The 13,088-nt window shown below is 48.0% G+C and carries 16 protein-coding genes and 1 tRNA gene; 12 read left to right on the forward strand and 5 right to left on the reverse strand.

Annotation, left to right across the window (positions count from 1 at the left end):
* Nucleotides 1–84: 84 nt before the first annotated feature.
* Nucleotides 85–160 (reverse strand) — tRNA-Arg (locus TSUB_RS04160).
* Nucleotides 161–228: 68 nt separating this feature from the next.
* The gene (locus tag TSUB_RS04165) at nt 229–1,362 is read right to left on the reverse strand and encodes a flagellar assembly protein FlgT (RefSeq protein ID WP_087021600.1); all 1,134 of its coding nucleotides are present in this window, start codon (nt 1,360–1,362) and stop codon (nt 229–231) included.
* Nucleotides 1,363–1,574: 212 nt separating this feature from the next.
* On the opposite strand from TSUB_RS04165, the gene TSUB_RS04170 reads away from it, so the two are divergent.
* Both TSUB_RS04170 and TSUB_RS04175 read left to right on the forward strand, forming a co-directional pair.
* Entirely contained in the window at nt 1,575–2,222 is a 648-nt protein-coding gene (locus TSUB_RS04170; RefSeq protein WP_087021598.1) for a FlgO family outer membrane protein, read from the forward strand.
* A gap of 14 nt (nt 2,223–2,236) precedes the next feature.
* Nucleotides 2,237–2,665 carry an LPP20 family lipoprotein gene (locus tag TSUB_RS04175; protein WP_087021634.1) on the forward strand — a complete coding sequence of 143 codons (429 nt, stop codon included), beginning with the start codon at nt 2,237–2,239 and terminating at the stop codon, nt 2,663–2,665.
* 163 nt (nt 2,666–2,828) lie between these two features.
* Here the strand turns inward: TSUB_RS04175 and TSUB_RS04180 are convergent, their stop codons facing one another.
* The 3 genes from TSUB_RS04180 to flgA form a co-directional block, all read right to left on the reverse strand.
* On the reverse strand, nt 2,829–3,251 hold the full coding sequence (locus TSUB_RS04180) for a flagella synthesis protein FlgN (RefSeq protein ID WP_087021595.1): 423 nt from the start codon (nt 3,249–3,251) through the stop codon (nt 2,829–2,831).
* A gap of 15 nt (nt 3,252–3,266) precedes the next feature.
* A complete protein-coding gene (gene flgM, locus TSUB_RS04185; protein ID WP_087021593.1) occupies nt 3,267–3,584 on the reverse strand; it encodes a flagellar biosynthesis anti-sigma factor FlgM in 318 nt (105 codons plus the stop codon).
* Nucleotides 3,585–3,658: 74 nt separating this feature from the next.
* Nucleotides 3,659–4,378: a flagellar basal body P-ring formation chaperone FlgA gene (gene flgA, locus TSUB_RS04190; RefSeq protein ID WP_192867847.1), complete on the reverse strand. Its 720-nt coding sequence runs from the start codon at nt 4,376–4,378 to the stop codon at nt 3,659–3,661.
* A gap of 127 nt (nt 4,379–4,505) precedes the next feature.
* Here flgA and TSUB_RS04195 point away from each other — a divergent pair, with 127 nt between their 5' ends.
* The 10 genes from TSUB_RS04195 (at nt 4,506) to TSUB_RS04240 (ending at nt 13,088) form a co-directional block, all read left to right on the forward strand.
* Nucleotides 4,506–5,432: a chemotaxis protein gene (locus TSUB_RS04195; RefSeq protein WP_087021588.1), complete on the forward strand. Its 927-nt coding sequence runs from the start codon at nt 4,506–4,508 to the stop codon at nt 5,430–5,432.
* Nucleotides 5,433–5,443: 11 nt separating this feature from the next.
* A complete protein-coding gene (locus TSUB_RS04200) occupies nt 5,444–6,274 on the forward strand; it encodes a CheR family methyltransferase (protein WP_087021584.1) in 831 nt (276 codons plus the stop codon).
* Between the two features lie 270 nt (nt 6,275–6,544).
* Nucleotides 6,545–6,943, forward strand: coding sequence for a flagellar basal body rod protein FlgB (gene flgB / locus TSUB_RS04205; protein ID WP_087021581.1), 399 nt, complete (start codon nt 6,545–6,547; stop codon nt 6,941–6,943).
* Nucleotides 6,944–6,946: 3 nt separating this feature from the next.
* Complete coding sequence (flgC, locus tag TSUB_RS04210) at nt 6,947–7,363, forward strand: flagellar basal body rod protein FlgC (RefSeq protein ID WP_087021578.1); 417 nt, start codon at nt 6,947–6,949, stop codon at nt 7,361–7,363.
* 16 nt (nt 7,364–7,379) lie between these two features.
* On the forward strand, nt 7,380–8,093 hold the full coding sequence (flgD, locus tag TSUB_RS04215) for a flagellar hook assembly protein FlgD (protein ID WP_087021575.1): 714 nt from the start codon (nt 7,380–7,382) through the stop codon (nt 8,091–8,093).
* A 21-nt stretch (nt 8,094–8,114) separates the two neighbouring features.
* Complete coding sequence (flgE, locus tag TSUB_RS04220; RefSeq protein WP_087021572.1) at nt 8,115–9,422, forward strand: flagellar hook protein FlgE; 1,308 nt, start codon at nt 8,115–8,117, stop codon at nt 9,420–9,422.
* 191 nt (nt 9,423–9,613) lie between these two features.
* Nucleotides 9,614–10,363, forward strand: coding sequence for a flagellar basal-body rod protein FlgF (flgF, locus tag TSUB_RS04225; RefSeq protein ID WP_087021569.1), 750 nt, complete (start codon nt 9,614–9,616; stop codon nt 10,361–10,363).
* A gap of 18 nt (nt 10,364–10,381) precedes the next feature.
* On the forward strand, nt 10,382–11,170 hold the full coding sequence (gene flgG, locus TSUB_RS04230) for a flagellar basal-body rod protein FlgG (RefSeq protein WP_087021566.1): 789 nt from the start codon (nt 10,382–10,384) through the stop codon (nt 11,168–11,170).
* A gap of 12 nt (nt 11,171–11,182) precedes the next feature.
* Nucleotides 11,183–11,953 (forward strand): flagellar basal body L-ring protein FlgH, encoded by a 771-nt coding sequence (gene flgH / locus TSUB_RS04235; protein ID WP_087021563.1) that lies wholly within the window; start codon nt 11,183–11,185, stop codon nt 11,951–11,953.
* 37 nt (nt 11,954–11,990) lie between these two features.
* Nucleotides 11,991–13,088, forward strand: a complete 1,098-nt coding sequence (locus TSUB_RS04240; RefSeq protein ID WP_087021560.1) for a flagellar basal body P-ring protein FlgI — start codon at nt 11,991–11,993, stop codon at nt 13,086–13,088.

Raw genomic sequence — 13,088 nt, forward strand, 5'->3', positions numbered from 1 at the left:
AATTTGTCAGGCTTGGGCTTTAGTTGGGCTGGTGTGAAAGTGGTTTTGTTAAGTTGCTGATTTTTAAGGTTTAATTTGGTTGAGTGGCGTTCCCACAGGGACTCGAACCCCGATCGATCGCTTAGGAGGCGACTGCTCTATCCTGTTGAGCTATAGGAACGCATAGTTGGGGAGTTTATAACAAAATCAGCTGCTTATAAACTCCCTATTCAACTGAAATCTCGCGACTTATTTCCCCGACACGACTTTCGTAACCACATCGCCAACTTGGATGCTGCCAGCGAGTTCAGGCTGTTTTACGATCACCTCGGCGGATGATTCATAGACGCGGTCGACGGTTAAACGAATATCAGATTTCACCATTCTGCTGCGAGGAATACCACTTTGATCAACAAAGGCGGCACGGTGCCACAGCATAAGCAGGTCGCCACTTCTTACTCCATGGATCCTGCCGACATTCACTTGTGCCATGCTGTTATGCGCATTGACGACTTCAGGCAGACTAGCGCGACACGCGAGCTGATTTTCCAGATCGAGCATCATCTGTCGGCTTAGTCTTAATACCATTTGGCCGTAAGACGATTGCCAGAAACGGGCCGTTTTCGTATCGACTTGGCTTGTACGCTCAAATGGCCACTCCGCAATGTCCCGATAATCCTGCTGGAAAACTACTTCACCATTGTTGCCATCCAATACTTGCATGAAAGCGGCAAACTGACGGCTGGTTCTGTCTTTGCTTAACGTGCGTTTTTCTATCGTTGCGGAGAGGTCTGTTAAATTACCCACAACAATGTACTGTGCATCATTGTCTTGGGCCAGCATGGTTGCGGCTTGTGGAAACTTGGGATTGACATCGACCCGCGTGACCGCCGGTGAGATGAAACTCTGCGATTGACGATTAATCTGCCGATTAAGCACTTCACTGAAATCATCGCCGAGTTGATAAATCCCCCCCAGTGCCGCGTGTTGCGGTGTTTGCATACCAAACTGGCTGATAAGCACCGCTTTCTTGTACTGTGTTTTATGGCAAGTTTTTGCCGTTGGGTAGATATCAATACGTGCAGTTACATAGTACTTGCCGCCACCACGTTTGACATCTACGACTTGAATCTCCCGGACTTCGCTGTCTGAAAACAGGTATTGGTCACGCTCTTGCTCAAGGATGGGCTGCATGTAGTTAAAGGTCGATAGATCTGCCCCTGAGTACTGCATCGCTTGGAATACGGCATCCTTTAACGCGTTATTGCGGGCGGCAAGGTTACTCTCCAAGAGATCGGCTTGTCCGGTGACTTCAAACCACGTCGCCTGTGCTGGAAGGTGACAACATAAGGCAAGCAGCCAAGCTGAGAATCGTTTTTTCATAAGGCATCCATTTTCGGTATGAAAATTGCTTTTACTAAGCAAAATCCAGAAAACTGCAGAGTTAGTTTTAACGGACAACAACATTTTGACGCAACGGTGCAGCTCGTTAAATCTGAGATGGCTATGCAAGGACTATACCTTAAATTGAGCCGGAACAACGACCTGCGATACAGGGAACTGTGAAACCGTATTGATGACTTTGGAGCGGTAACATGAAAAATTGGACCTATCGAATAAGTGTGATTGTGCTTTCTATTCTGGTTGTGTCTTGCTCATATGCGCCTATTTATAATGGTAAAGAACCTTACACTGGCAGTAGTTTTATGTTGAGTGAAACACCACGCCATACCATGGATTTCTTTGTGGAAGGCCTAACCGAGCAGTTGGTGGATTCGAATCAGTACTTAACCGCACGTACTCCGCTAGCCGTGACGTCATTTGTTGATCTTCAAGCGCTGGATGAAACTAACTGGCTCGGCAACAGTGTTTCAGAAGCATTTATGTTTCAGATGCAGCAGCGTGGATATACAGTGGTCGATTTTAAAGCGACAGGTGCCATTCGTGTGACCGAGACAGGGGATTTTGCCGTCAGCCGCAACTGGGAAGACCTTGCTGGTGAACAACTTGTAGACTACGTGCTTACTGGCACTATGCTTCGCCAAGGCGGAGGCGTGTTGGTCAATGCCAGAATTATCGGTATGCGTTCACGCGTGGTTATTGCATCCGCGCAGGGCTTTTTGCCCGCAGATCGAATTGGACGTGATATCGATAACTTGAACAAAATGCGAATTGAGAATGGCTCTATCATTCGCAATGACGTTAATAGCCATGATCGCGGAAACGTGATTTTAAAACCATAGGAGCGGGAACCATGATGGGAAGAATCTTCGCGATTGCGAGCATGTTTTTATTGGTTGCCTGCCAGCCTTTGTCAGAGATGCAGAACAACAATATCGTTACCGCTGTGGGCTTTGCTTCAATCAGTGATCAACGCGGTACCACAGAAGATGAGAAAAAGATCCGTGCAATGCGTGCGTCCAAGCTAGATGCTTACCGAGAACTGACTGAGCAAATTTACGGTTTGCGCTTAAGTGCGCGTGCCGATATGACAGATCAACAGCTGGGTACTGAGTTTACCGATGGTGCTGTAGATGGCGTGATTCGCGGTGCGCAGGTGGTACGCAGTTATGTGGTGGGTGATAACTATGTGACAGAGATGTCGCTGGATCTCGATATGATGGATCGCCTTAAAGATAATGCTGAAGTGCACTCCATACCGCAAAATTCGGTCACTATGTTCTAAATCTCGGGATTTGGAATCGCTTACGCAGCCGTTCTCTTCAGAAGCGACAGAAAAACCACAAGGCCGTCAATTTTTCGACGGCCTTTTTGTGTCTATCGATTGTGCCTATTAATGATGTAGGGAGTACAACTAGAAATCGTTCGAAGCGCAGTTGGAGTAGTGGCTAGGCTTTTATATTGGTGCCGAGAGAGCGAATATTGGTGGCGACACCTTCGCTGTTGTAACCCATTTGTGATTTGCCGCGTGACTGCTGAAAGAGGTTATTCAGTTTGTGAAAGCTGAGTTGAGCACGTTGTAGTGCTTCACCATTCACTTCGTTGTGCATGTGGCAGGTATTAAGGAGTGCTTCGAGTTCGCCGACAAGGCCTTTGAGCGCGTCATCTTCTTTCAGTTGCGCTTTATCCGGATGACGTCCGATGATGGCATCTTGCTGTTGGATTTGGTTAAGCTTGGCCAGCTTCTCTTTGGCTTGCTGTTCGATATCGGTTGACTGACGTGCAGCGATAGCGTCTTTCTCTGCATCGAGAATGACGAGGAGGTCATTGAGCAATTGTTTTTGCTGCTCTAGCAGCGTCAAAAGTTGCATACTGACGCCTTACACTTAAAAACCGCGTAACTCTTCTTCAAATTGCATCATGTTCGATGCAAGACGATCGGCATCGATGACGTAAGAGCCATTTGAAATCGCTTCTTTTATCGATGCAACCTTCGCAGAGTCAAAACTTGGTTCTGCAGCAAGCTGTTGATGTATCTGACCCACAGATTTTCCTTGCGCACTGAGAGAGACGGCATCGCTACGAGGTGAGCTGCTTGTCGAGCTAGCCTCACTGCCCGAGTTGCGCGATGCTCCCGGTTTTTCTTGTGCACTACGCTGAGTAGAGTATGTCTGCCCACTACGTAGTTGATCGATACTGGCCATATTGAAAGCCTTCTAATGGTAAATTCTTGAACTGTCTATTTATCGGCGTTGACTAGGTTAACTTTAGCAGTATTTTAGAAATCAACGCTAACTTCCCCAACGCCGGTTATTCTACCATCAATTACTCGCCGGGACTTGTTGTTTTGTACTTTTATCTGCTCGCCGAGCAGCCCGTCACTTAAGGCTTTACCCGGTGTGATGATATTGAGTCCACCACCAGCGGCAATAATACGCACTGTGTCATTACGACAGACCAAGCAAATATCATTCCCTTTGATGATTTCACCCGGGTTTAAGCCACGGCGAACTTTTGCTCCAACCACTAACTCTGTCTCGTTATAGGTCATTCCACGTTGAAAGCGGCTTTCTGTCATACTAACCTGAACATCACTGGCTTGAATAACTTCGCCTCGTCCGAGAGGTCTGGTCGCGACAACGAGCGGCATTTTTACGTGAATACGCACTGGGACATAAATTTGCCAAGTGGGTTGTGGGCAGCGAATGAGCACGTTGACGCTGTGCGTGAGGTTTTGTCGGCCGGGGATACTGGGCTCGAGTGGGACTTGGCATTCACTGAGGCGCAAACGTGAGTCTAACTGTGTTGCTTGAATGTTGAGTTCGCCATAGTCAGGCAACATCACTTGCTCTTCAACATAGTTTTCTGCGAGTTGTTGTACTAGATTTAAGATATTGTCACTGTTTTGCTCAGTATCAGCTAACGTTAACCGTGTGAAGCACGTGAGCAACATGATGAAAACGAGAGTGTAAGAACGCATTAATGGCTTGTTTGTCACTTTGTTAACACCTTCGTTGCAGTTACTATTATTAAATTCTCGAATTACAAGGCATACTAAAGGAAATCGGAACGAAATTCTTGGTTTTCTGTTGTAATTATAACCATGTATTAGATGGAGTCTCCCTATGTCGGGCATTCTTGATTCGGTCAACCAGCGCACGCAATTAGTGGGCCAGAACCGTTTGGAATTGTTAACATTTAAGCTGAATCGCCGTCAGCGCTACGGCATAAATGTTTTTAAAGTCAAAGAAGTACTTCAGTGCCCTCGACTGACTGCTATGCCTAATCTTCATCCATTGGTGAAAGGTGTCGCGCACATTCGTGGTCAAACGGTTTCTGTTATCGATATGAGTCTGGCAACAGGTGGCCGCCCTATCGATGATCTAGAAAACTGTTTCGTGATCATTTCAGAGTTTAACCGTACGGTGCAGGCATTTTTGGTGTCGTCGGTTGAACGTATCATCAATATGAACTGGGAAGCGATTCTGCCGCCACCAGATGGGGCGGGTAAAAGTAATTACCTTACTGCAGTCACAGAAATAGATGATGAGCTGGTTGAGATTCTGGATGTGGAAAAGATTCTCGATGAGATTTCACCAATCAAAGCACAAGTCTCTGAAGCACTCGTCGAAGAAGCAGCAGAAGCACAGAAAAATGCCGAAGTGGTTAAACGCGTCCTTGTTGCTGATGACTCTTCTGTCGCGCGCAAACAGGTGCAACGCGCGGTTGAAGCGATTGGTTACGAGTGTGTGTTAGTAAAAGACGGCAAAGAAGCCATCGACCTGCTCAAAGAGATGGCGAAAGAGGGTAGCATCTACGACCAACTCGCCCTCATTATATCCGATATTGAAATGCCAGAGATGGATGGCTACACGCTTACCGCTGAAATTCGAGGCCATGCAGACCTAAAAGATTTGCATGTCATTCTGCATACGTCATTAAGTGGCGTCTTTAATCAGGCGATGGTAGAGCGCGTTGGCGCGAATGCCTTTATTCCTAAGTTCAATCCCGATGAGTTGGGCGCGGCGGTATTAGCCGAGTGCCAGAAGTAAAAGAGTAATTGATGACAGCGATAACGATCAGCGATCAAGAGTATCGGGAGTTTAGCCGTTTTTTAGAGGCACAATGTGGCATTGTGTTAGGGGACAGTAAGCAATACCTTGTCCGCAGTCGCCTTAGCCCACTAGTGAGTCGATTTTCGACCGGTACCCTCTCTGACCTGCTTAAGCAAGTGGTCACCGGACGCAACAGTGAGCTTAAAGTCGCTGCAGTGGATGCGATGACGACCAACGAAACCTTATGGTTTCGTGATACTTATCCTTATACGGTGTTGGCGGAGAAACTTCTGCCTGAATTGGCCGCCAATAAGCGCCCAATTAAGATATGGTCTTCAGCGAGTTCGTCTGGACAAGAGCCGTATTCTATCGCCATGGTTGCCCTAGAGACGCAGATTAAAAAGCCGGGCATGTTGCCAATGGGCGTACAAATCACTGGGACAGACATTTCGACGGCGATGCTAGACACCTGTAAAACGGGGATCTACGACTCATTGGCCCTTGGACGAGGATTGTCCCTTGAGCGCAAGCGCCAGTTTTTTGAGGATGCGGGCAGTGGCAGTATGCGTATTGTCGAGAAAGTACGCCGCATGGTGAACTTTCGACCGCAGAACCTGATGAGCAGTTACGCCCTGTTGGGTAAATTCGATATCATTTTTTGTCGTAACGTTTTGATCTATTTCTCTCCGGAAATGAAATCCAAAGTATTGAACCAAATGGCGGCCAGTCTTAATCCCGGTGGTTATTTGATCCTTGGTGCTTCTGAATCTTTAACCGGACTGACTGATAAGTTTGAGATGATTCGTTGCAATCCAGGCATTATCTACAAATTGAAGTAATTAACCTGCTACTCAGTGAAATGAATGATGGCCTCGCAGTAATGCGGGGCCTTTTCTTTTCTAAGGGATGAACATTGCCGCTTTGATGGAGGCGACATGCTGGAACTGCGGCAAGGTTGGTACGTTTTTCGCTATGTATTAGTGAGAAACCTGATTCTATCGTATTGTTTTTAAGGACTTCATTACCACATGACTCTTTTTAGCATCCGATATCTTTTTTTTGGCACTCTCTTTGCATTGATATACCCAGAGTGATTTAGGAGGCAGACGATGGCCATATCTTTCGATAAAGCGTTGGGTGTACACCAACACACACTAGGTATCCGTGCTAAGCGTGCTGAAACGCTGGCGAGTAACCTAGCAAACGCGAATACACCGGGTTTTAAAGCGAAAGATATCGACTTTCAACGTGCGCTTACCGCGGCAACATCTGGCAGTCAAATGGGGATGTCTCGCACGCATGAGCGGCATATTGTTGCCTCCAGCCGTAGCAGTAGCGGAGAACAGAAGTTCCGTGTGCCACATCAACCGGATACGGGGGATGGCAATACGGTTGACGCTCAGTTGGAGCGAAATCTATTTATGCAGAATGCATTGGAATATCAAGCGTCGCTGGACTTTTTAGGTAGTAAGTTCAAGAACATGACCAAAGCCATTAAGGGGCAGTAATTTATGAGTCTTTTTAACGTCTTTAATGTCACTGGCTCGGCAATGAGCGCAGAAGCGGTCAGATTGAACACAACGTCAAGTAACCTTGCCAATGCCAACAGTGTGAGCAGCTCTGCACAAGAGACGTATCGCGCACGCCACCCTGTGTTTGCCGCTGAGCTGAAAAGTGCCAGCTACAACCGCGACGAGTCAGTACCAGTGAAAGTACTTGGTATCGTTGAGAGCAAAAAACCACTGCGTGCAGAATACAACCCTGATCATCCGTTAGCGAACGATGAAGGGTATATCTTTAAACCGAATGTCAATGTGATGGAAGAGATGGCAAATATGATTTCTGCCTCTCGTGCCTACCAGACAAATGTTCAGGTCGCCGAAGCCAGCAAACAGATGCTGACGCAGACCCTGAAAATGGGTCAATAAGTGAGGAGCAACCGCCATGGCTGATATAAACGGCACCGGCTCAACTAGCTTATCCTACATGGATCAACTCAAAGGGTTGCAAGAAAAACAACTGCAAGAGAAGCAGGAGAAAAGTGCAACCAATGAGTTAAAGCAAGAGGACTTTCTGTCCTTGCTGACTCAACAGCTAGCGCAGCAAGATCCGTTCAAGCCGGTCGAAAATGATCAGATGATCGCGCAGATGGCCTCGTTTGCCACTGTCGACGGCATCAACAAAATGAACGAGCAGTTCACCAGCCTTAACTCGGCAATGACATCAAATCAGGCGCTACAAGCTTCAAGCTTAGTGGGTCGTGATGTCCTTGTGCCAAACAGCACTGCGATGAAGCAGGCTGATAGTGGCATTGCCGCCATGGTGAACTTGCCGCAAGCATTGAACAATTTACTTGTCCGTATTGAAGATGAACAAGGACAGTTGATTGAAACACTGGATATGGGCGCGAAGCCGGGTGGTGAGCATCGTATCGAGTGGGATGGCAAAGATGCCAACGGCAATCCATTGCCAGCCGGTAAATATGTCGTGAAAGCCTCAGGGCTAGTGAATGGCGAAAGCCAATCCTTTGATGTGTCGACATATGCGAACGTAAACAGTGTGCTGCTGGGCCAGGGTGATGGCAACGTCATGTTGAACTTAGCAGGCTTTGATTCACCATTCCGACTCGCCGAAGTGCTTGAAGTTGGCAAGGTATAATGAGCTTAGGAGAAGGCAATAATGGGCTTTAATATTTCACTTAGTGGTTTAGGTGCCGCACAAAAAGACCTCAACACCACCAGTAATAACATTGCCAACGCCAACACTTTTGGCTTTAAGCAATCGCGTGCTGAGTTTGGTGATGTGTATTCAACCTCGATTTTCTCGAACGCGAAAACGACAAATGGCCAAGGTGTACAAACCTCGACTGTCGCGCAGCAGTTCCATGAAGGCTCGAGTATCTATACCAATAACCCGCTAGATATGCGTATTTCAGGCACAGGTTTCTTTGCGGTGGCAGATGATCGTTTGCAGCCAAACCAAAATAGCCTGACACGTAATGGCGCGTTCCACCTCAACAAAGATAACTATGTTGTTAACTCTGAAGGTCAGTTCCTAATGGGATATGACGTGGATCAGGCAACAGATCAAGTTATCTCGTATGAGCCAAAAGCGTTGGAAGTACCAGATAAGTACGGCCAACCGCGTCCCTCTACGCAGGTGAACATTAGTTTAAACTTGCCAGCGGGAGGGGAACCTAAAGATCCTGCGGCGTTTAACTTCAGCGATCCAGAAACCTATAACAAGTCAACATCGGTGACGACCTACGATTCACTAGGTCAGCCTTACAAGATGACGACTTATTATGTGAAAGATAACTTAACACCTAACCGCTGGAATGTGTTCTACACCATGACGGATGCAGAAGGTGAGAAAGCGTTAAATATCTTACCGGGTACAACGTCGAACGCGACAGGGCATAGTGGTTCAACACTGGATTTCAACTCAGATGGTTCTGTTGCCTCTATTAACCAGGGCCAGCCAATTATTTCTGAAGAGCTTGGGCCAAACGGTGCCAACCTCGCCCTAAATGGTGCGGATGGTACACAAACGATTTCGATGGACTTTGATGATCCAACCCAATACGCGGCACCTTTTGAAATCCGTCGTTTCAATGAGAACGGTGCAACCACTGGCTTCCTAGCGAAAGTGGATATCGATGCGAAAGGCAGCATTGTGGCGACCTACAGTAACGGCGAGAACGTCACGTTAGGCCGTGTTGCAATGGGGCGTGTTGCCAATGAGCAAGGCTTGAGCCAGATAGGTGGTACGCAATGGAAAACCAGCCAAGACTCGGGTGAGCTGATTTGGGGTGAAGCGACACAAGGTGCATTCGGTTCGATTAAGAGTGGTACCTTGGAACAGTCGAACATTGATATGACCCAAGAGCTGGTGGACTTGATCACCGCGCAGCGTAACTTCCAAGCGAACTCTCGTGCCTTGGATGTAGATAACCAGCTGCAACAGAACATACTGCAAATCCGATAGTCCTTTGCTGTACTTTGCCGCGGCAAGCTTGCCGCGGCAATTTTTCCTCTCTTCTTTATTCTTCTCCGGCAAGCCTTTACCTTGAATCAGGATAAAAGTCGCCGAAAACGCCATTAATCCCTTGGTTTTACATCACTTTTAAAACTGGCATCTTTATTGCTTTATCTAGGTTGTCAACCGAGGAGAGCATTATGGATCGCGCACTATTTCTCGCTATGAGCGGCGCAAAACAAGATATGTACGGGTTACAGGCCCATGCCAATAACCTGGCTAACGTACGAACTACAGGTTTCCGTGCGGACTTGGAACAAGCGCGTAGTATGCAAGCCTATGGCGAAGGGATGCCAAGCCGCGTGTTCTCAATGACAGAGCGTCCAGGATTTGATTTCTCACAAGGCTCTGTGATGACGACGGGGCGCGATCTTGATGTTGCTGTTGAGGGTGATGGTTGGATTGCCGTCGTGGATAACATCGGACAAGAGTCCTATACCCGCGCAGGTCATCTTAAAATCGACCAAACTGGGATGTTGACCAATAGTAGTGGGCATCTCATTGCCGGTGAAAATGGCGGGCCGATTTTTATTCCTTTGCCAATCAGCAAAATTGAAGTAGGCCGCGATGGCACTATCTCCATCTTGCCGCAAGGTGCGCCACCAGATGCCATCGAACTGGTTGACCGAATTAAGCTTGTTCGCCCAGATAATCGCGAACTCTACAAAGACACCAACGGCCTTTTTAAGCTCAAAGAGCCGAACCAATTTCTCGAAGCCGACGGCAGCGTACGCTTGCTAACTGGTGCCTTGGAAGGCAGCAATGTGAATGCCGTGGGTGAAATGACCAGTATGATCGAACTTCAACGTCATTTTGAAATGCAGGTCAAGATGATGAAAACCCTCGAAGAGATGGATGAAGCGCAAGCTTCTCTGTTGAGAATGGGATAAGTGAGAAGGAATTAGACTATGCATCCAGCATTATGGGTTAGTAAAACCGGTCTTGATGCCCAGCAGACCAACATCTCAACGATCTCGAACAACTTGGCTAACGCCTCCACGATCGGCTTTAAAAAGAGCCGCGCCGTGTTTGAAGATCTGTTTTACCAAAACATTAACCAACCCGGAGCTCAGTCAACTCAGGATACTGAGCTGCCTTCAGGGTTGATGTTAGGTGCGGGTTCAAAGGTTGTGGCGACACAGAAAGTGCACACACAAGGTAACACGCAAACGACCAATAACGCCCTTGATATGATGATTGAAGGGGATGGCTTTTTCCAAATCCTCTTGCCTGATGGCAACATTGGTTATACCCGCAATGGTCAGTTCACTGTGAATGCGGAAGGCCAGCTTGTAACCAGTGGTTCGGGCTATGTCGTGCAACCAGAAATCGTAGTGCCGGAAGATGCAGTCGCAATCACGGTTGGGGTTGATGGTGAAGTATCAGCGCGTATCCGTGGCCAACAAGAGAATGCGGGCCTCGGTCAGATCACTACGGTTAACTTTATCAATCCAGGCGGTATGGAGCCAATTGGACAGAACCTATTCTTGCCAACAGGGGCAAGCGGTGACCCTCAGGAAGGTGTGCCGGGGCTTGATGGTTTAGGACAGATTCGTCAGTCCATGCTAGAGACATCAAACGTTAACGTGACTGAAGAACTCGTTAACATGATTGAAGCGCAGCGTGTCTACGAGATGAACTCGAAAGTGATTTCAACCGTTGACCAGATGCTGAGCTATGTGAATCAGCAGCTTTAATGGAGGCGTAGCATGAAAAAGTTGTGCTTTATCGGATTGGTTGCATTAGTGGCAGGTTGTGCATCACCACCGGAAGATGTGGGCGATGATAGTCAATTAGTCACCAGTGAGGTAGACGCGGTCGAAGGGGATACTGGCTCTTCTGCGGGCTTGATTGACCTACTGCGTAGTCGGGAAGAGGCGGTTGCTGGCGATCCTGCTTGGGCACCTGTGCGTCCTCAATCAAAGCCTGATCACTACTCTACCGCCACCGGTTCACTGTTCAGTGTGAGCGATTCGCAAGATCTTTACGATGATAAACGTCCACGTGGGCTGGGTGATATCGTCACTGTGATGCTGGAAGAGAAAACGCAAGCGAAAAAGAGCGCAACTGCTGACCTAGGTAAAACGACTGATCTCTCCATGGATCCGCTCTCTCTCGGTGGGCAAGAAATCACCATTGGCGATCGTACTTTGTCTTATGCCGTGTCTAACGATAACTCCTTCAGTGGCACGACGTCGGCGAATCAAAGTAACAGTATGTCAGGCACCATCTCTGTCGAGGTGATCGATGTGTTACCCAACGGCAATCTCATGATCCGCGGTGAACGTTGGCTAACCCTCAATACAGGGGATGAATACATCCGCTTGAGCGGCACGATTCGTCCGGATGACATCGCGCCAGACAATACGATTGCCTCAACACGTATCTCAAATGCTCGAATTCAATATTCAGGTACGGGAGATCAACAAGATACGCAAGAGCAAGGATTCTTGGCACGATTCTTCAATGTAGCTCTCTAGGAAGCCATTAAGTTAGATGAAGTGTTGGAGTTTTGACATGCAAAAGGCGCTTAAACTTATCACCGCAATGTTACTCACCATTGCCATGATGCCTGCTCAAGCTGCGAGAATTAAAGATATTGCAGCGGTAGCAGGGGTTCGAGATAACCAATTAGTGGGTTACGGTTTAGTGGTGGGTTTACCAGGGACTGGGGAATCAACCCCGTTTACCGATCAGTCTTTTAACGCCATGCTGCAAAACTTCGGCATCACTTTGCCGCCAGGTACCAAGCCGAAAACTAAAAATGTTGCCGCCGTCGCCGTCCATGCCACGTTGCCGCCTTTTACTAAGCAAGGCCAAACGATTGACGTCACCGTCTCTTCGATTGGCTCTGCAAAGAGCCTGCGCGGTGGTACCTTGCTACAAACCTTCTTGAAGGGTTTAGACGGTAATGTTTACGCGATAGCGCAAGGGAGCCTCGTTGTGGGTGGCTTCAGCGCGCAAGGTGCGGATGGTTCAAGTGTTGTCGGTAATACGCCAACCGTAGGCCGTATCTCTAATGGTGCGATTGTCGAGCAAGAAATTGCCAATCCCTTTGGTCGCGGCGACTTCCTGACGTTTAACCTCTTTGAGTCTGACTTTACGACGGCACAACGTATGGCGGATGCCATCAATGAGTTTCTTGGTCCAGAAATGGCAGCGGCCGTTGATGCGACGTCAATCCGTGTTCGTGCCCCACGTGATATCAGCCAGCGTGTTGCTTACCTCTCAACCATTGAAAATCTCACCTTTGAGCCTGCTGATGGCGCGGCAAAAATCATTGTCAACTCACGCACTGGCACCATTGTTGTGGGACAAAATGTCAAGTTGCGTCCTGCTGCGGTGACACATGGTGGGATGACGGTGACGATTCGTGAAGATTTGAATGTCAGCCAACCAAACGCGATGGCGGGTGGACAGACAGTTGTGGTGCCTGATACAGAAATTGAAGTCACCGAAGAAGATGGTCGGATGTTCAAATTTGATCCAGGCATTACCTTAGATGATCTCGTCAGAGCGGTGAATCAGGTGGGTGCTGCGCCATCCGATCTCATGGCGATTCTACAGTCGTTGAAAAAAGCTGGTGCGATTCAAGGCCAGTTGATCATTATCTAG

The organism is Thaumasiovibrio subtropicus (genome assembly GCF_019703835.1).
GTDB classification, from domain to species: Bacteria; Pseudomonadota; Gammaproteobacteria; order Enterobacterales; family Vibrionaceae; genus Thaumasiovibrio; species Thaumasiovibrio subtropicus.